Annotated in this window: 16 protein-coding genes; 5 read left to right on the forward strand and 11 right to left on the reverse strand. The window is 54.3% G+C overall.

Translation table 11 applies throughout. From position 1 onward, the window contains the following. Nucleotide 1 precedes the first annotated feature (1 nt). Both HUF19_RS01545 and HUF19_RS01550 read left to right on the forward strand, forming a co-directional pair. A complete protein-coding gene (locus tag HUF19_RS01545) occupies nucleotides 2-751 on the forward strand; it encodes a 3'-5' exonuclease (protein ID WP_260998188.1) in 750 nt (249 codons plus the stop codon). 380 nt (nucleotides 752-1,131) lie between these two features. Beyond that, nucleotides 1,132-1,806, forward strand: coding sequence for a DNA-3-methyladenine glycosylase I (locus HUF19_RS01550; protein WP_260998189.1), 675 nt, complete (start codon nucleotides 1,132-1,134; stop codon nucleotides 1,804-1,806). Nucleotides 1,807-1,809: 3 nt separating this feature from the next. Here the strand turns inward: HUF19_RS01550 and HUF19_RS01555 are convergent, their stop codons facing one another. From HUF19_RS01555 to HUF19_RS01605, 11 genes are all read right to left on the reverse strand, one after another. Next, nucleotides 1,810-2,580, reverse strand: a complete 771-nt coding sequence (locus tag HUF19_RS01555) for a response regulator transcription factor (protein WP_260998190.1) — start codon at nucleotides 2,578-2,580, stop codon at nucleotides 1,810-1,812. Beyond that, complete coding sequence (locus HUF19_RS01560) at nucleotides 2,577-3,941, reverse strand: sensor histidine kinase (RefSeq protein ID WP_260998191.1); 1,365 nt, start codon at nucleotides 3,939-3,941, stop codon at nucleotides 2,577-2,579. The genes HUF19_RS01555 and HUF19_RS01560 overlap by 4 nt, the downstream gene beginning before the upstream one ends. A gap of 171 nt (nucleotides 3,942-4,112) precedes the next feature. Further along, nucleotides 4,113-4,973 carry a CLCA_X family protein gene (locus tag HUF19_RS01565; RefSeq protein WP_260998192.1) on the reverse strand — a complete coding sequence of 287 codons (861 nt, stop codon included), beginning with the start codon at nucleotides 4,971-4,973 and terminating at the stop codon, nucleotides 4,113-4,115. Between the two features lie 122 nt (nucleotides 4,974-5,095). Then, on the reverse strand, nucleotides 5,096-6,811 hold the full coding sequence (locus tag HUF19_RS01570; protein WP_260998193.1) for a peptidase inhibitor family I36 protein: 1,716 nt from the start codon (nucleotides 6,809-6,811) through the stop codon (nucleotides 5,096-5,098). A gap of 243 nt (nucleotides 6,812-7,054) precedes the next feature. Beyond that, nucleotides 7,055-7,774: an enoyl-CoA hydratase/isomerase family protein gene (locus tag HUF19_RS01575; RefSeq protein WP_260998194.1), complete on the reverse strand. Its 720-nt coding sequence runs from the start codon at nucleotides 7,772-7,774 to the stop codon at nucleotides 7,055-7,057. 14 nt (nucleotides 7,775-7,788) lie between these two features. After that, complete coding sequence (locus tag HUF19_RS01580) at nucleotides 7,789-8,673, reverse strand: SDR family oxidoreductase (protein ID WP_260998195.1); 885 nt, start codon at nucleotides 8,671-8,673, stop codon at nucleotides 7,789-7,791. Nucleotides 8,674-8,705: 32 nt separating this feature from the next. Continuing rightward, nucleotides 8,706-10,655 (reverse strand): acetyl/propionyl/methylcrotonyl-CoA carboxylase subunit alpha, encoded by a 1,950-nt coding sequence (locus HUF19_RS01585; protein ID WP_260998196.1) that lies wholly within the window; start codon nucleotides 10,653-10,655, stop codon nucleotides 8,706-8,708. Beyond that, nucleotides 10,652-11,458, reverse strand: a complete 807-nt coding sequence (locus HUF19_RS01590; protein ID WP_260998197.1) for an enoyl-CoA hydratase/isomerase family protein — start codon at nucleotides 11,456-11,458, stop codon at nucleotides 10,652-10,654. The genes HUF19_RS01585 and HUF19_RS01590 overlap by 4 nt, the downstream gene beginning before the upstream one ends. Nucleotides 11,459-11,469: 11 nt before the next feature. Then, nucleotides 11,470-12,630 (reverse strand): acyl-CoA dehydrogenase family protein, encoded by a 1,161-nt coding sequence (locus HUF19_RS01595; RefSeq protein WP_260998198.1) that lies wholly within the window; start codon nucleotides 12,628-12,630, stop codon nucleotides 11,470-11,472. A gap of 46 nt (nucleotides 12,631-12,676) precedes the next feature. Continuing rightward, nucleotides 12,677-14,293 carry an acyl-CoA carboxylase subunit beta gene (locus HUF19_RS01600; RefSeq protein ID WP_260998199.1) on the reverse strand — a complete coding sequence of 539 codons (1,617 nt, stop codon included), beginning with the start codon at nucleotides 14,291-14,293 and terminating at the stop codon, nucleotides 12,677-12,679. Between the two features lie 9 nt (nucleotides 14,294-14,302). Next, nucleotides 14,303-16,111 (reverse strand): acyclic terpene utilization AtuA family protein, encoded by a 1,809-nt coding sequence (locus tag HUF19_RS01605; RefSeq protein WP_260998200.1) that lies wholly within the window; start codon nucleotides 16,109-16,111, stop codon nucleotides 14,303-14,305. A gap of 147 nt (nucleotides 16,112-16,258) precedes the next feature. On the opposite strand from HUF19_RS01605, the gene HUF19_RS01610 reads away from it, so the two are divergent. Genes HUF19_RS01610 through HUF19_RS01620 form a run of 3 tightly spaced genes read left to right on the forward strand, consistent with a single transcriptional unit; the run spans nucleotide 16,259 to nucleotide 17,385 of the window. Next, nucleotides 16,259-16,855 (forward strand): TetR/AcrR family transcriptional regulator, encoded by a 597-nt coding sequence (locus tag HUF19_RS01610; protein WP_186436024.1) that lies wholly within the window; start codon nucleotides 16,259-16,261, stop codon nucleotides 16,853-16,855. 19 nt (nucleotides 16,856-16,874) lie between these two features. After that, nucleotides 16,875-17,093, forward strand: coding sequence for a DUF6500 family protein (locus HUF19_RS01615; RefSeq protein WP_260998201.1), 219 nt, complete (start codon nucleotides 16,875-16,877; stop codon nucleotides 17,091-17,093). Between the two features lie 28 nt (nucleotides 17,094-17,121). Next, on the forward strand, nucleotides 17,122-17,385 hold the full coding sequence (locus tag HUF19_RS01620; protein WP_260998202.1) for a hypothetical protein: 264 nt from the start codon (nucleotides 17,122-17,124) through the stop codon (nucleotides 17,383-17,385). Nucleotides 17,386-17,481: the final 96 nt, after the last annotated feature.

Below are 17,481 nucleotides of genomic sequence, written 5' to 3' on the forward strand. Positions count from 1 at the left end.
CGTGTTTTATTTACCCCGCAGTCAGTTGCAGAATGAATCCAGCCTCAGCACAGAAGATCTGTCGGCGGTCGACTGGCCGGCGCGTTTCCGCGAACTGGCCGCCAGCGCCCGTCACCCGGCCCTGCAACAGTATTACCAGGCCGGCGTACCGGCCGGCAGTACGGCTATGGCTGATGTGCCTATGGTGGCGCTGGATTTTGAAACCACCGGTCTTGATCCGCAGCAGGGCGGTATTGTCAGTATCGGGCTGGTGCCGCTGACGCTGGCGCGCATCTCCTGTGCTGGTGCTGCACACTGGATTGTGCGGCCACGGGCGCGGTTATCCCATGAATCCATCGTCGTGCATGGTATTACCCACAGCGATATCGCCGCGGCACCGGATATCAGCAAAGTGCTGGATGACCTGCTGGCCCAGCTGGCCGGGCGCGTGGTGGTGGCGCATCACCGCAGTATCGAGCGGCGTTTTCTTAATAATGCACTGCTGACCCGGCTGGGGGAGGGAATCGAATTTCCGGTGATCGACACCATGGCGCTGGCATACCGTTTCCGCCACGAACCGGGGTTCTGGCAGCGTTTACGTGGCCGCAAACCCGACTCGGTACGGCTGGCCGATTGTCGTCGCCGTTACCATCTGCCGTTTTATCGTCCGCATCATGCCCAGACCGATGCCCTGGCCTGCGCTGAGCTGCTGCAGGCGCAGATTGCACACCACTTCAGCCCGCAGACACCAGTAAGCGATTTATGGTGCTGAGTGGCTGTGCCGGGCGTGTAATGAGCCGTTTCCGTGGCCTGATTACAAAACAGCACAGGATGGTTACGAAAATTCCGGTAAATCGAAGAACATCTGTTCATAGTTGATCTAGAATATTGGTCATAGACGGCCAATTGAGGTTAATGTCGTGGACGATACCGAAACCTTTGAGCATGAGCTCAGCGATCATGAAATGTTACATGTTCATATGTGGGCGACTCTGGTCAGCTCAGTATTACTCTTTGTCATTGCCTATCTGAGCATGTGAATACCCGCCTGAATTTTCTTCAGCCCGCCACCGCGCGGGCTTTTTTGTGCGCGCACTGTAGCGGATGCTGGTAGTCTGAACGGGTTTTCTGAGCGCAGTTACGAGGGGTGCTATGTCTTTCCGCCATTTCAGTGAAATCGAACAACGCGTGCTGTCACGTCATTCTGCAGCCAGTGTCAAAGCGCGTCTGACTAAGCCGAAAAGCGCGGCAGAGCTGTTGCAGATTCCGGCGCCACAGTGGTTGTCGGAAGCCTCGCGGGCGGTGTTTCAGTCGGGTTTCCGCTGGCAGGTGGTGGACGATAAATGGCCGCGCTTTGAACAGGTTTTTGGTGGTTTTAATCTGGCTTACTGTCGTCAGCTAGCGGATGAGCAGCTCGAAGCCATGATGAAGGAAGAAGGGCTTATTAAGCACTGGGCTAAAACCCGTTCTATCCAGACGAATGCCGATTATCTGGCCGGATTGGAAGCACAGCACGGATCGGTTGCCGCATTTTTTGCCGCCTGGCAGCCCGGGGATATCTGCGCGAATATCGCCGCCCTGCAAAAATCCGGTGCACGTCTGGGCGGAAAAACCGGACAGGTATGGCTGCGGCGTATGGGGGTGGATATGCCGATCTATTCCAACGATGTACTGGCCGCACTGAAGCTTGAAGGTGTTACCAACAGCATGCCGGGTTCTGCTAAAGCGCGGGCGACCGTGCAGCAGGCGTTTGATCAGTGGCGTAGCGACAGTGGCCGTTCGCTGAATGAAATCAGCCAGCTGCTGGCCATGTCGGTTTCTGGCTGAAACCTACATGGCCTCCACTTCTTCGGCCAGTGCCGAGCTGCCGATAATTTCAATCGCCCCATTAAAGGAATAGCCGATACTGTGCACGGTTTTAATCGGCATTTCATAGCCAGTGGCTTTGCAGCGGCGGCGCAGGCGCGACACCATTACGTCCAGACTGCGGGTTTCCGGCGCGTAGTGTTTAAAACCGAGCGCGGCATACAGTTCTTTGCGTGAGATTGCTGTTCCCGGCGTTCTGGCCAGTTTCAGTAATAGTTTTAATTCTGACAAATTCAGATCCTGGGTGGTTTTCTGCGGCAGAAGAATCTGCCATTCCGGCAGGTTCAGCTGCCAGACCTGCTCACCTTCCGGCAACTGCACCGGAGCCTCCTGCTGCAGGGTAGGTTGCTGGGGCGACTGAACTCCCTGTTGTTGTCCACCTGTCAGGTTCCTGATAATTAACAGCAGTTCGCGGCTGTCGATGGGCTTGGGCAAATAATAATCGGCACCTGATTCAAGACCTTCCAGCCGGTCTTCCAGTGCGCCGTATGCAGTGAGCATAATAATTTTACTGCTGATTTTTTGTTTCAGGCGCCGGGCTGCTTCAAAGCCGTTCTCTCCGGGCAGGTTTACGTCCAGAACGATGACATCAGGCTGATAACTCTGCAGTACATAGTCCATCGCTTCGGCAGAATCTGCCTGACGTACATCCATACCCTTGCTGGCCAGAATCATGGCAATGGGTGTACGGAAGTCATCCTCATCATCCACAAGCAATACGCGGATGTCGTTCATTGTGTATTCTCCTTTAATGGCAGACTGATGCGGAAGCGGGTCGGATTCCCGTCGATCAGCCTGACCTGTCCATGATGTTGGCCGGCGATAACACGGACAAAATACAGCCCTAAACCGGTACCGGGTGTACGTTTGTCAGCGTTGATGCGGAAATACTTTTCAAAGATTTTTTCGCGGTATGCGGCGTCAATACCGGGACCGTCATCGGCGACATCAATATGTACGGCGTGAGCATCTGAGCAGCAGGAAAACTCAATATTCCTGCGTTCGTTTGCATGCTTGATCGCGTTATTGATGAGGTTAGAAAAGAGAATAAACAACAGGTCGCGGTCACCGGGTACGATGATTGGTGATCCGTCATCAGCACGCAGCTGCACGTCATATTCGTCGGCCACTTCCTGCAATACACCGATCAGATTGACGTCACAGAAGGTTTCCTGGCTGTCGGTCAGAAGGTTCTGCACACGGTCGTTATTCAGGCACCCATTGACCAGCGTGGTAAGACGTAAATTGGCTCTGCTGATACGTTCTACCGAGCTATCAATGTCACTGTTCTGCTGCTCAGAGAGCAGGGTTATGGCATCGGTATTCGCGCGGATAATCGCCAGAGGAGTACGGAACTCGTGTGACAACATAGTGACAAAAGCCCGCTGCTCCTGCAGAGCCCGTTCGGCAACCTGATGTGCTTTCTGCTCATCATTAAGTTTTTGCTTCAGCGATTCCCGCAGTCTTTCTGACGTCATCATGATGATGGAAAACGCATAAATAAATGCCAGGATAATGCCCCAGATAAAAATCAGGGAATCGTCGCTTTTATCGAGAAAATGAATATCACCGGGCGGGTACTTCAGTGTCACAACAATGCGGATCAGGCTGCAGACCGACGCTCCGGCAAAGGCAATGGCGACACCGCGGCGGGCTGGTAATTGCTGCTGTCGTTCACGGTAGAGAACAAGAGCAATCAGAAAACACAGCGAGCCAATACCAATCGCGCTGGCGATTACCCGCATGCCAAGATATTCATTGCCGGGGAAAAATAAGAAAACCGGGGCAAGAGCAATAATAATGATTGCAGGCAAGCGCCACTCGGTCGTCTTACCGCAGAAAATACGCATGGTCTGATACAGCAATGCGTATGACAGCAGTAACAATATATTCGACGCAAAGATGGATAAAACATCGGCAATCTGACCACGCAGCAGAATCAGTATGGTGGCCAGCGATTGGCAGGCAGCACCAAATACCGCAGGTCGTAAGGCACGCTCTTCCGGCAGCAGGCGCCAGAATAAAAACAGGGTGACCGTACTGACAAAGGTCGTAATTGCCATTACGGCAACCAGAGTGCGGATATCGAATAACATGGGGTAACCTTTGCCTCAGCTCTGGCAAAAGTACCAGTGCCAAAGACAATATTTTTCAACTCGTTACATTTGAGGGTGGCCGGCAATGCGCTGCCTTATGTCTATCCTGAGGCTTATCAGGGCGGACAACAACAGCCAGATTGCATGAAATGGCGGTACGGATGCTTCAGATCAATGGTTGGATTCTGCAGGTTGACGCAGCAATGCCTGACACAGGGCGGAGAAGTAGCGGCCGAAAGCCAGATTGATAGCGTGGCGTTGTTCATCCTGTGGATACAGGCCTGATTGCGCTTCCACGGATTTTTTACTGCCTTTTACCAGAAAGCCGTTTTTGATGCCGGCGTCCTGAATAAAGGCTTCAAAGGCGCGGGCGCAGAGTTCTTCCGGCTGGCTGTAGTAGTGGATATTCAGTGCTTTATCCTGCGTGGCCGATGCAATAAACAACGGGCTGGGATCGTTACCATCAGCACTGAGCAGAATGGCTTTAAAGCAGTCACCCAATAAGGCATTCAGCGGGTGGTCAATCGCGCTTTTATTCTGCAGCCACAGGGACGAGGCGAAGCTCATAGCCGGAGCATCGGTAAAAGCTTTGGCGGCGATGTAGTGGTCGAAAGCATGAAACCATTCGTGAGCGATGCTGCCGGGACCGGCATTTTTGGCTAAAGCAAAACTGCGTTGCAGCGGCGAATAATGAGCCGATACGCCAGGGCGGCCACCACGGCCATATTGCAATGCCAGCGTGCCGCGTAACGAGATCAGCTCGCGCCGCAGGCGCAGGGCTTTTGCTGTGGGTAATGGCTGACCGGCGAGAATCTGGGTTAAATCGCACAAGGCATCGTAGAAACAGGCGGCGGCGTATTCCTGTTCGCTTTGTTTTACCCAGCGGCCAATTTCCACACCGCGAAAATCAAACAGCTGGCGAATGGTCAGGAAATCCGGAATCACGCCACCCAGTACGCTGCGATGGTCGGGGCCGGCGCGATAAAAACTGCGCTCGGTTAATGCGGTGGTCGGCTTGCCTGATTTGCGCATCGGATGTTGGCTGCTGTCTTTGGAAACAGCATTATGCCTGCAGAGTTTTCTGTGCTGTAGCGGAAATAAAAAATCCCGCGCAGGCGCGGGATTTTAAGGTCACAGCCGAGCGGCAGACGCTGTTACCAGCGATCCGGCAACCACTGACCATTGCTGACCGCAAAGTTCACATGCACGTCGCTGCCAGAGGTGATGGCATCGCGCAGCAGGCGGGCTTCATAAGCACTGGCCGGCGTGGTGTAGGCGTAGCCCGGATATTCAGCGGCACAGGCGGCGGTACCGTTAGCGGCATTACCCATCGTCTGAGTGATGGCCCACTGGCCACTGCTGTTACGGCAGGCATAGTTCAGGCTGCTGTCGCCGGCAACGCTCATAAAACGATTACCGCTGGCGTGGAAGCGGGCTACTTTGCCATTGCTGTAGGCAGAAGCTGCACCTTCCGGCCCTACGGCCCAGAGCTGGTTGTTCAGGCGTGCGCCGTTGCCGTCGATATCACCTTCTTCCAGCATATCCAGACCAAAGGCGTTGATACCATTCTGCAGACCAATCAGCGCTTCTGCGGCACTGACATTGTCGTTGCAGAAATAATTAATGCATTCCTGTGAGCGTACATAGCGGCTGCTGTTAAAGTGATTTTCGTAAACGTTCAGACCGCTGACGCCTTTATTTTGCTCAAAGTTAACAGCAACACTCTTGGCAATATCGCAGCCGTTGTTACCACCACTTTTATAAATAAAGACGCGCTTACCCTGGGCGCGGATCTGTTCGAAGGTCAGGTCGTAGGGAATGGTCTGACAACTGCCGGCGGTGTAGACGATATCGCCCAGCCATTCGACATCACGCTGCAACTGCTGGTAACCCGCGCTGTCACCGTTAATGTCGTCCTGCAGGAAGAAGAACACCACGTCATTGGCGTCGGCCCCTTTCAGCCAGCTGTCCACTTCACCCAGCATGCGGCGCAGCGTGGTGGTAAAGGTGGTACCGCAATCAACTGAGTGACAGACCTTGGTGTAGCTGCCACCTTTGCTGACATCCAGTTCGAAGAAACGCACGCCCAGCTGTAACTGTTCGATCAGCGCACGACGATGGTTTGGTCCGGGAATCAGCTGACCGCCAAAATACGCGGTGCTGTTAAACGCATTGTGTGAAGCCAGGGCATTGGTTTCGCGGATAGGGCTGCGGTAACCGGCGGCTTCGGTAATATCGATCGCGGCTTCCTGCGCGGTAGGCACGCGTGACGTCACGCGGAAAGAATCAATATTATCTTCAGTCCAGCTCGCCGGGCGCTCTTCCAGATTGGACGTGCTGCGCGTCAGGATGCGGTTTTCTTTGCTGTAGTTAAAGCCGGGGTAATTAAAAATCTCGACATTGGCTTTACCGGCAACCAGCAGCGAAGAGGCTTTGTTACGGCCCAGTAACACATTATTCAGATCGGATTCACCTTCACCGGCCTGCAAGCAGTGTGGTGTGCCGCGAAAGCCCGGATGCTCGAATAAACAGGCAAAATCATTGCTGTTGCGGTTACGCACTTTAAATGAGCTGATGCCGTCGTTCATATTGCCCATTTTGTAGGTGTTGGCCATCACCCGGCTGTGTTTACCGCCGAAACTACCGTGCTCAAAAATCTCGATATAGCTGTTGCCGTACAGTTTAATGGACGACACCTTGTCGTTGCGGGAAGAGCCGATCCAGCTGTTATCACCAACGCCATAACACCATTCGGCGCCCTGATATTCTGCATGTTCATACAGACAGACTTTGTCTTCGGCCTGGGCTGCCAGCGCGGTGCCCGACAGCAATAATGCGGCGGTCAGCGCGCGCACAGAAGGTTTTTTCATACCGACCTCACAGAGAGAGTGGAGAGTTATTTTTGTTGTTCTCCGGTGGCGGCGTGAGATCACTCAACGGAGATAAGCTTCCATGCCGGAACTATCTTAGACCTGTGGTTGTGAAGGAGGTATGACAATATGAGACGATGGTCTTGTTTTTTTTAGCAGAATTTAAACTGATGAAATTGTCAGAAGAAACCAGCCGCAGAGAGCGGCTGGCCAGGCGTTCGCGTCAGCGGTTCAGCGCTCTGCTCAGAGCAGTTTCATGGCATCAATAAACGGCGGGTTTTTCTCGCGCAAAGCATCCAGTACCGGCTTGTGAAAGCGCTTTTTATGCTCGGCAAAAATAGTGCGTTTTTTATTAAAGGTGCGGGCAAAGGCCAGTGCGCCTTCCAGTACCGCTTCGCCGCCTTCAAACGCAGCGCTGAGGAAGTTATCGGCGAGTAATTCCGCCGCGCCGACCCGGCGGCCGGTCAGCAACATATCGTTGTAGCGATACGCCGGCAGACTCTTCAGCACCACATCAATTAAACCCGGTACAAAGGGAATGCTCATATCCACTTCAGGAAAACAGAAGTAGCCACGGTCACTGCGCATAACGCGGAAATCACAGGCACAGGCAATCACACAGCCATTGCCAAAAGTATGGCCGTTAATGGCGGCAATCGCTGGCACAGGAAGCTGCATCAGCCGTGCATGGCAACGATCCATGGTGTGCATAAATTCTTTCACATCATCATGCTGGCCACCCTGAATGGAGCCCATCAGCCAGGGCACATCCAGACCCTGGCTCCAGCTTTTTTCATCGGATGAGGTAATCACCAGCGCTTTAAAATCGATATTATCTTCCACCGTCTGCAGGTGTTGCTCAAATTCCCGGGCAAACTGCAGATTGTGAGTGTTGGCACCGTTATCGAAGGAGATAATGGCAACCTTACCGCTGTCATCGCTGCGTAAACTGATCAGACTCATTGCTAATTCCTGCGTTATTCTTCGTTTAAGCCGCCCAGTGGTGGTTGCTCGCCATAAACATAGGCATCCGGCGCCTGGACAAATAAATCCGGCATTAAATCGGTTTTATCGCTGTCCGGGTTGGCACGGTACTGATCGAAATTGGTTTCGCCACGGCTGCGCAGAAAATCTTCATCAATCAGCAACTGGCCGGTGACTTCACGTGCGCTGGTTTGCAGCAGCGTGTGAGCGGCGTCGGCCATAATCAGCGGATTACGTGCGCGGTCAAAAGACTGCTTACCGCCAAATGAGGTTGCCGCGGTGTGAATAACGGTACGTGGCCATAATGCATTAACGCTGATGCCATAGCGTTTGAATTCGTCCGACATGCCCAGCGTCAGCATCGACATGCCGTATTTGGTCAGGGTGTAAGGCGAATGGTTACGCAGCCAGCGGCGATCCATATCCAGTGGCGGACACAGGCTTAAAATATGCGGATTGTCGGATTTTTTCAGATGTGGCAACGCTTTCTGGCTGAGCAGAAACACCGCGCGGAAATTTACCTGCATCATCAGATCGAGTTTTTTCAGCGGCGTGCTTTCCACACCGGCCAGCGCGATGGCACCGGCATTATTGATGATGGCATCGATACCGCCAAAACGCTCAACGGTTTTTGCAATCAGGTTATCGACGTCTTCTTCGCTGCGCACATCCACTTTAATCGCCAGCGCCTGACCGCCGGCTTCTTCCACTTCGCGGGCTACGGAATGAATGGTGCCTTCGAGTTTCGGATTCGGCTCGTCGGACTTGGCAGCAATCACAATATTGGCGCCGTCACGGGCACAGGCCAGTGCAATTTCGCGGCCGATGCCACGGCTGGCACCGGTAATAATAATGGTTTTATTGTTGAGGCTGGCCATGCTCAGCTCCTGTTTTTATTAATATGTAAGAATTATTCTACGCTCTGATCCGCCTGTAGCTGAATCAGCAGCTGGCGGCCTTTTACCTGATCTCCGGCCTGCACCAGAATGTCCTGCACCACTCCATCCACACCGGCTTTTAACGGATGTTCCATTTTCATGGCTTCCAGTACTGCCAGTGTCTGGCCTTTCGTTACGCGTTCGCCGGCTTCGGCCAGTACGGTAACAATGGCACCGTCCATCGCCGCGCGCACCTGATCGGAACCGGCGCTCTGGGCGCGGCTGCTGACCAGCGTGACATCGCTGAAGCACAGGTTACCACGCGGCGTGTCCAGCCAGAGCTGGCCGTTATCTTCCGCCCAGGCGATGCTTTGCTGCACATTATCAATTTCATAACACAGCAGGTCTGAGGTTTTTTCCAGCAGGCGCAGGGCGCACTCTTCGCCGTTATGGTTAACCAGCAATTGCTGGCCGTCACGGCGGATGCTGAGGGTAAATACCGTTTCGCCCTGTTTTAATTTCAGCGGCCGTGCCGCGCTGTGGCTGCTGGTAAAACCCTGAGGCGCAGCGATTAATGCCGCCGCCAGTGCCAGATCATTAAGCTCAGGCTGCAGCGGTTGCATGCTGGCGTGGTCGCTCAGGTGCTCGCTGATAAATGCGGTGGTTGCCTCACCGTTAATAAAGGCCGGGTGAGCCAGAATCGCGGCTAAAAAGGCGCGGTTATCGGCAATGCCGAGCAAATGCGATTCACGCAGGGTGCGCAATAAACGCCGCCGTGCTTCTTCGCGGTTGCGGCCAAAGGCAATCAGCTTGGCCAGCATCGGGTCATAATGCGGGGTAACCTTTTGGCCCTGCTGAATACCGGAGTCGATACGGATACCATCGTTAATGCTGTGCTGATCGGCGGCCTGCCAGAGTAATAGTTTTCCGGTTTGCGGGGTGAAATTATTGGCCGGATCTTCGGCGTATAAACGCACCTCAATGGCGTGGCCCTGCAGGGTAATATCCTGTTGCGTGAAGCCCAGCGTCTCACCCTGTGCAACCTGTAATTGCAGCGCAACCAGATCCAGTCCGGTAACCAGCTCGGTCACCGGATGCTCGACCTGCAGACGGGTATTCATTTCCAGAAAATAAAAATTCTGCTCAGCATCGACCAGAAATTCCACCGTACCGGCACCGTAATAACCGCAGCTTTTCGCGGCGGCTACGGCGGCTTCGCCCATTGCACTACGCAGGCTGTTATTCACAAACGGCGATGGCGCTTCTTCCACCACTTTCTGGTGACGGCGCTGTACCGAACAGTCGCGTTCGCCCAGATACACCACATTGCCGTGCTGATCGCCGAATACCTGAATTTCGATATGGCGTGGTTGCAGCACCGCTTTTTCGATAATTAATTCGCCACTGCCAAACGCATTCTGCGCTTCGGAGCGGGCCGAGCGGATATGTTCATTTAAGGTCGCAGCATCATTCACCAGACGCATACCGCGGCCACCACCACCGGCAGAGGCTTTCAGCATTACCGGCAAACCAATGGCCAGCGCTGCACTGTGCAGGGCTTCGTCGCTCTGGTCCGCACCCTCATAGCCGGGGATGCAGGGCACACCGGCTTCGATCATGGCAATTTTCGATAAACGTTTGCTGCCCATTAATTCAATGGCGCTGGCGGACGGGCCGATAAAAATAATACCAGCCTGCTCGCAGCTGCGGGCAAAGGTGGCATTTTCAGATAAAAAACCGTAACCCGGATGAATGGCGTCGGCACCGGTCTGTTGTGCTGCGGCAATAATCCGTGCGGCATTTAAATAGCTGTCGCCAACGGCGGCGGCACCAATGCACACTGCCTGATCGGCCAGTTGTACATGGGGTGCGTTGCGGTCGGCTTCTGAGTAAACGGCAACGGTTTCGTAACCGGCGGCTTTGGCGCTGCGCAATACGCGCACAGCAATTTCGCCACGGTTAGCGACCAGAATTTTATTCATGCCTTTTCCTCCTGCACAGCGACCTGAGCCCAGGCAGCCGGACGCTTCTGCATAAAGGCCATTGCGCCTTCCCGTCCTTCGCCCATGACGGCGGCGGCAAAATTCTGTGCGGCCTGATCCAGTAATTGCGCCAGCGGTTGTTCAGCATCGGCGACCGCATGCAGCAGTGCCTTGGTTTTGGCGGTGGCGGCCGGTGCGCATTTTAATGCCTGCTGAATGGCGTTATTTACTTCAGCTTCAAGGCTGTCATTGTCGGCACACAACTGATGAACAATGCCTAAACGCAGCGCTTCTTCAGCATGTATACGGTTGCCGAATAATGCCAGACGGCGTGCCTGGGTCAGACCAATACGCTGCACCACAAAAGGCGCAATCTGCGCCGGCAAAATACCCAGCGAGGTTTCCGGCAAGGCAAAGCGGGCAGTGCTGCTGGCGATGGCCAGATCGCTGACGCATGCCAGACCAAAACCACCGCCCATCACAGCGCCTTTTAAGGCGCAGATAACCACTGCGGGTAAGCGGTTGGCGGTTTCGATCATATGACCAAAGGCGCGATTAAATTCGGCCAGGCGGGCGCTGTCGCCACCGGCCGCCTGCATATCTTTAATATCGCCACCGGCACAGAAATGATCGCCATTACCTTCAATCACCAGCACACGGCAGTCGGCCTGTTGGGCACTGTTCATCAGCGCCAGCAGTTCTTCTACCATGGTCAGGCTCATCGCGTTGGCGAGTTGCGGACGGTTAAGGCGTACACGCCAGACGGCGGGCTGCTGCTCAAGTTGCAGGGTTGTAAATTCCATACCGCCTCCGCTCAGGATTTTTTACGCTTAGGCAGAATGCCCATGTATTTGCAGATAATGCCGAGCATAATTTCGTCAGCGCCACCGCCAATAGAACCCAGACGGTTATCGCGGTAGAAACGGGCGATCTGGTTATCCCACATAAAGCCCATACCACCCCAGTACTGCAGACAGCTGTCGGAAACTTCACGGGTCAGGCGGCCGGATTTTAATTTCGCCATCGACGCCAGACGGGTCATATCTTCGCCGTTCAGATAGCCTTCACAGGCCTGATACACCATGGCGCGCAGTGCCTCGACTTCGGTCTGCAATTCGGCCATGCGGAAATGAATCACCTGATTATCAATCAGCGGCTGACCAAAGGTATGGCGTTCACGGCAGTAATCAATGGTCTGGTTAATGCAGGTTTCCATACCGACCAGTGACATGGCGGCGGCGTACATACGCTCTTCCTGGAATTGCAGCATCTGCATCATAAAACCAGCACCCTCAGCACCGATACGGTTGCGCTGTGGTACGCGCACGTTATCGAAGAAAATCTGGGCGGTATCGGATGAGCGCATACCGAGTTTATTCAGACGTGGTGACAGGGTAATGCCGGGAGAATTCATCGGCACCACAATCAGGGATTTATTCGAGTGTGGCTTGTCGTCTGAGGTATTGGCCAGCAGACAGATAAAATCGGCCTGGGTGGAGTTGGTGATCCACATTTTGGTGCCGTTAATAATGTAATCGTCACCGTCTTTTTTCGCCGTGGTTTTTACCGCGGCAACGTCGGAGCCGGCACCGGGTTCACTGACGCCGATACTGGCAACCATATCACCGGCAACGGCGGGGGCGAGGAAGTTCTCTTTTAAATAGTCACTGCCGAAACGGGCAATGGCCGGCGTCGCCATACAGGTCTGCACACCAATGGCCATTGGCACACCACCACAAAAAATACCGCCCATTTCTTCAGCGGCGGCCATTTCGTAAGAAAAATCCAGACCTAAACCGCCGGCACTTTCCGGTTTGCTGATACCCAGCAGGCCGAGGTTACCCATTTTTTTGAACAGTTCATGGGCAGGAAAAATACCTTCTTTTTCCCATTCGTCGACATGCGGGTTAATCTCGTTTTCGACGAAGTTTTTAACGGTACGTTTAAGTTCTTTATGTTCCTGGGTCAGACGCATGAGAAAATTCCTTAAAAATTATTAGATGTATTTAAACCGGCTGTTGTCAGAAGCGGGCAACGCCAAAGGTGTTAGGTCGTAACGGCCGCTGCTGCGCCTCGTGGCAGATGCTTAACAGATGCATCAGCAGAGTACGGGTATCGCGCGGGTCAATCAGGCCGTCATCCCACAGGCGGGCAGTACCGAACAAAGCGGTTGAACCCATTTCCAGTTTGGCGGCGGTCATCTGCTCTAACTGCGTGAGCATTTTTTCATCGGGCTCAACACCCATCTTGCGTTGTTTTTCTTCGGTAACAATACGCAAAACCTTACCGGCCTGAGCACCACCCATAACGGCGGTTTTGCTGTTTGGCCAGGCGAAAATAAAACGCGGATCAAGACCACGGCCACACATCGCATAATTACCGGCGCCATAAGAGCCGCCGACCACAATCGACAGCTTAGGTACGGTCGCGTTGGCGACTGCCTGCAACATTTTTGAACCGTGCTTGATAATGCCGTTGCGTTCGGATTCGGTACCGACCATAAAACCGGTGGTGTTGTGCAGGAACAGCAGGGCGATATTGTTCTGTTCGCACAGCTGAATAAACTGTGCCGCTTTGTTTGCACCTTTGGCGGTGATCGGCCCGTTATTGCCGATAATGCCGCAGGAGAAGCCACCAATGCGGGAAAAACCACACACGGTTTGCTGGTCAAATTCGTTTTTAAAATCCTGAAATTCTGAACCGTCGGCGATACGCGCAATAATTTCGCGCACGTCGTAAGGCTGCTTGGCTTCGGCCGGAACCACACCGAGTAATTCGTCGGCACTGTACAGCGGCTCGTTAAATTCGGCGGCTGGCTGATAGGGTAGCTGGGCATTCCACGGCAGGGCAGCCATGACATCGCGGGCAATACGGATACCATCGGCATCGTCTTCGGCCAGATATTCGGCGGTGCCGGCATCGCAGGCGTGCAGCTCGGCACCACCTAATTCTTCGTCGGTGGCAATTTCACCGGTGGCGGCTTTTAACAGCGGCGGCCCGGCGAGAAACATTTTCGCTTTACCGCGTACAGCAATCACTACATCGGATAAACCGGGCTGATAGGCGCCGCCGGCGGTGGCGTTACCATGCACCACCGTTACCTGCGGAATACCGGCTGCACTCATACGCGCCTGATTGGCAAAGGCTTTGGCGCCGGGAATAAATACATCGGTGGCGTAATTGAGGTTGGCGCCACCGCTTTCCGCCAGAGTCACTACCGGCAGTTTATTGTCGCGGGCAATTTCCTGAATACGCAGGATTTTATCCAGACCGCCGGGAGAAATGGTGCCGCCTTTAATCGCACTGTTATTCAGCACGATTAAACAACGGATACCGGCAACCCGGCCGATACCGGCAATAATGCCACCACCGGCACCGCTGCCGTCTTTATCGTCGTGCATTTTATGGCCAACCAGTGAGCCCAGTTCGATAAATTCGGAACCGGCATCCAGCAGCAGACTTAAACGTTCGCGTGGCAGTAATTTGCCGCGTTTATGAAATTTTTCCTGCGCTTCCTGTTCTTTGGCGCGCACTTTTTCTTCGACCGCACGGAATTCTTCCAGCGCTGCCAGCATAGCCTGCTGGTTATTGCGGAACTGTTCGCTGTTGCTGTCGAGTTCTGAGGTGAGAATGGTCATGATGTGTCCTTAACGATTCAGCAGCTGCTGATATTCAGCATCGGCCCGGGCAGCAATGTCCGGTGTTACCGCAACCGGTAAATCCAGTAACTGCTGGGCAAAGGCTTTACCCTGCGGATCAATGCGCAGGCTGGCCATGCCACCGCCGCCGAGGGAATTGCGTAATAAAAGATTAAAAGCGTTTAAGCCGGGCAGGGCGAACAGCTCAACATCGCTGTTATCGGCCAGCACGTGGGCAAACCATTGGCCTATATTTTCCGGCGCCAGTGCGGCCTGAATAAATGGCAGATAATCCGCATCGCGCGCCATGACACCAATGTTGCTGTGATTACCTTTATCGCCACTGCGTGCTACCGCCAGTTTGATTAACGGCACACTGATATCAGCGTCGGGCGTTTCAGCGGCGGCATTAATTTTGGCTGAAGGCCAGTGCGGAGCATGGTCAGCGCAGTCGATAGCCACGGCTGTTTTATTGTCATCCAGCTGAATCTGTACCGGCACATCGGCTTTCGGCCAGAGGAAAGAAAATAAGCGGATATTCGGGCTGGGTTTCGGCCGGCCGCCAACAATACCGGTTAAGCCCGGTGCCATGGCGGTGGCGGCCTGAGCAATTTCGCGGGCGAACACTTCCAGCGCTTTTTTATCGGCATGACGTACGGCGATTTTAACAATCACTTCGCGGCTGTCTGCGCCACGGGCATTGGCGCCGTAGGTGGTTTCAGAGCCGAGAATTTCAATATCCTGCGCAGTAAAAGCTCCCATGCCCAGTACCGAATGCAGCACGCTGACGCGCTGCAGAATGGCCTCGGCCACGCGCTGGCCTTTGGCTACGGCATCGCGCCCGCCAATCATAAAAGTTGCCGTGCAGCGGAAGCCGTCCATCCAGGTGGCGCTGACTTTATAGTCGGCCGGTGGTGCATAACCGCGGGCGCCGCTGACGCGCACCTGCTGTTCACCGCTCTGGACGATGTTTACCTGAGTAAAATCGCAGCAGACATCGGGCAATAAATAGCAGGCCGGATCGCCGATTTCATACAGCAGTTGTTCGCCCACGGTAAAAGGCGAAATCAGGCCGCCGGTTTTTGCTGGTTTGCTGACCACAAAGCTGCCGTCGGCGGAGCATTCAACAATGGGGAAGCCCATATTGGCGTAGCCGCTTTCAACCAGTTGCCAGTCGGTGAAATTACCGCCGGTACACTGCGCACCACATTCGATGATATGGCCGGCGAGAGAACCCTGCGCGAGCTGATCGTAATCGGATTCGCTCCAGTTAAATTCATGCATCAGCGGGCCCAGCACCACAGCGCTGTCGACCACGCGTCCGGTGATGACAATATCGGCACCGGCCGCCAGAACATCGCGGATGGCCGGAGCGCCGAGGTAGGCGTTAACGCTCAGGCAGCGGCCGGGCAGCGGCTCGTCGCTGAACATATCTTTTACGCCGGCAAAATCGGCCTGGCGGGCACTGAGGTTATCGCCCTGTACAGTACCGACCGTGAGGTTCAGCCCGGCTTCGGCGATTAACGCGCGCAAGGCCGCGGCGCAGCCTTCAACATTGATACCACCGGCGTTACTGACAACCTTAATGCCCTGAGTGGCAATGGCCGGCAGCAGGGGCTTAAGGGTTTGGACGAAATCCGGGGCAAAACCGGCTTCGGGATTTTTCAGGCGTGCACCGGCCATGATCGACATGGTGACTTCGGCCAGATAATCGAACACCAGATAATCGAGCTGACCCTGCTGTACCAGCTGGTGGGCGGCGGTGCCGGTATCGCCCCAGAAGGCGGAGGCGCAGCCGATGCGGACGGTATCCTGCATGGTGAAATCCTGTTGTTAGCGTTTGCCTAAGACTATCAATCATCGAACAACCAAGCAAGCGCTTGGTTTTTAGTTTTGCGGCCTGACAGGGATTGCCCCTACAATAGGCCTGTTCGTCATACAGACGTCTTCAGATAAGGAAAACCCGTGATAGAACAACTGATTGCCGAAGGGGTTATTACCGACCCGGGCAGTGCCCGTGGCCGCCTGCTGGCTGCCGCCGCGCGCCTGTTTAAACAGCAGGGGTACGAACGCACCACCGTGCGTGATCTGGCTGCTGAAATCGGCATACAGTCGGGCAGCCTGTTTCACCATTACCGCAGTAAGGAAGATATTCTGCGTGCGGTGATGGAAGAGACCATTCAGCTGAATACCGCGCTGATGCGCATTGCGCTGCAGCAGGCGCAGGACCCGCGCGGCAAAGTGCTGGCGCTGATCCGTTGCGAGCTGCAATCTATTCTCGGTGAAACCGGCGAAGCCATGAGTGTGCTGGTGTATGAATGGCGTTCACTCAAACCCGACAGCCAGCAGCACATCCTGAAGTTGCGCGATATTTATGAACAGCTGTGGCTGGATGCGCTGGCCGAAGCCCGTGCTGCCGGCATGGTGGCGATTGAACCTTTTATTCTGCGCCGCTTCTTAACCGGTGCACTGAGCTGGACCACCAACTGGTATAAACCCGATGGTGATATGACGCTGGATGAACTGGCCGAATACGCGCTGACCCTGGCGATAAAACAGTGAAACACAGCGGAGAAATACAGTGAGAGCCAGTCTACGCGCTAAGGTCGTGCAGGTTTGCGATAAGAAAATAGCCACTAAGGGCGATAATGTCGGCGTATCCTTTTATGCGTTTTTCGCCAATAAAAATGACGATCCGGACCTGCTGATGGAAGCCGCCGAATGGTGGATTAAAACCCATTGTCTCGATCATTTTGAAAAAGCGGTAAAAATTAAGGCCATGGTGCTGGCAGGCGACTGACGCCAGTCATGGCAGAAAGAGGTATGTCATGGATGAGGTAAGAGCCCGCTATCATCGCCTGAAGTGGCTGCTGGTCAGTGCGCAGTTGATCTGGCTAGCCTTTTGTTTACTGCTCAGCCTGATTGTTGACCCTGGCATCTCTGTGCCAGCGATCTGGGCGGCGGTGGGCTTTTTAATCGCACTGGCGGTGGAAGTGATGGCTGGTCGCCTGTGTTGTCCGAAATGCCGGCAACCGCTGGGTTTAAGGGTTTACCGCTGGATTCTGATATTCCGTTGCCGGAACTGTTCTTAAAAAAACAGGCGCTAAGGATCCACTGCTGTCCCACAGATTGGAGTGACATCGTGTCACTCCAAACGGCAGCATTGATCGACTACTGTTTTTCAATCT

Origin of the sequence: Thalassolituus hydrocarboniclasticus (genome assembly GCF_025345565.1) — a bacterium.
GTDB lineage: Bacteria > Pseudomonadota > Gammaproteobacteria > Pseudomonadales > Oceanobacteraceae > Venatoribacter > Venatoribacter hydrocarboniclasticus.

What these genes read in the sequence shown, in the direction of transcription:
- HUF19_RS01550 (WP_260998189.1), top strand. Translation starts at nt 1,132, where the DNA reads ATGTCTTTCCGCCATTTCAGTGAAATCGAACAACGCGTGCTGTCACGT.
- HUF19_RS01555 (WP_260998190.1), bottom strand. Translation starts at nt 2,580, where the DNA reads ATGAACGACATCCGCGTATTGCTTGTGGATGATGAGGATGACTTCCGT.
- HUF19_RS01560 (WP_260998191.1), bottom strand. Translation starts at nt 3,941, where the DNA reads ATGTTATTCGATATCCGCACTCTGGTTGCCGTAATGGCAATTACGACC.
- HUF19_RS01565 (WP_260998192.1), bottom strand. Translation starts at nt 4,973, where the DNA reads ATGCGCAAATCAGGCAAGCCGACCACCGCATTAACCGAGCGCAGTTTT.
- HUF19_RS01570 (WP_260998193.1), bottom strand. Translation starts at nt 6,811, where the DNA reads ATGAAAAAACCTTCTGTGCGCGCGCTGACCGCCGCATTATTGCTGTCG.
- HUF19_RS01575 (WP_260998194.1), bottom strand. Translation starts at nt 7,774, where the DNA reads ATGAGTCTGATCAGTTTACGCAGCGATGACAGCGGTAAGGTTGCCATT.
- HUF19_RS01580 (WP_260998195.1), bottom strand. Translation starts at nt 8,673, where the DNA reads ATGGCCAGCCTCAACAATAAAACCATTATTATTACCGGTGCCAGCCGT.
- HUF19_RS01585 (WP_260998196.1), bottom strand. Translation starts at nt 10,655, where the DNA reads ATGAATAAAATTCTGGTCGCTAACCGTGGCGAAATTGCTGTGCGCGTA.
- HUF19_RS01590 (WP_260998197.1), bottom strand. Translation starts at nt 11,458, where the DNA reads ATGGAATTTACAACCCTGCAACTTGAGCAGCAGCCCGCCGTCTGGCGT.
- HUF19_RS01595 (WP_260998198.1), bottom strand. Translation starts at nt 12,630, where the DNA reads ATGCGTCTGACCCAGGAACATAAAGAACTTAAACGTACCGTTAAAAAC.
- HUF19_RS01600 (WP_260998199.1), bottom strand. Translation starts at nt 14,293, where the DNA reads ATGACCATTCTCACCTCAGAACTCGACAGCAACAGCGAACAGTTCCGC.
- HUF19_RS01605 (WP_260998200.1), bottom strand. Translation starts at nt 16,111, where the DNA reads ATGCAGGATACCGTCCGCATCGGCTGCGCCTCCGCCTTCTGGGGCGAT.
- HUF19_RS01620 (WP_260998202.1), top strand. Translation starts at nt 17,122, where the DNA reads ATGGATGAGGTAAGAGCCCGCTATCATCGCCTGAAGTGGCTGCTGGTC.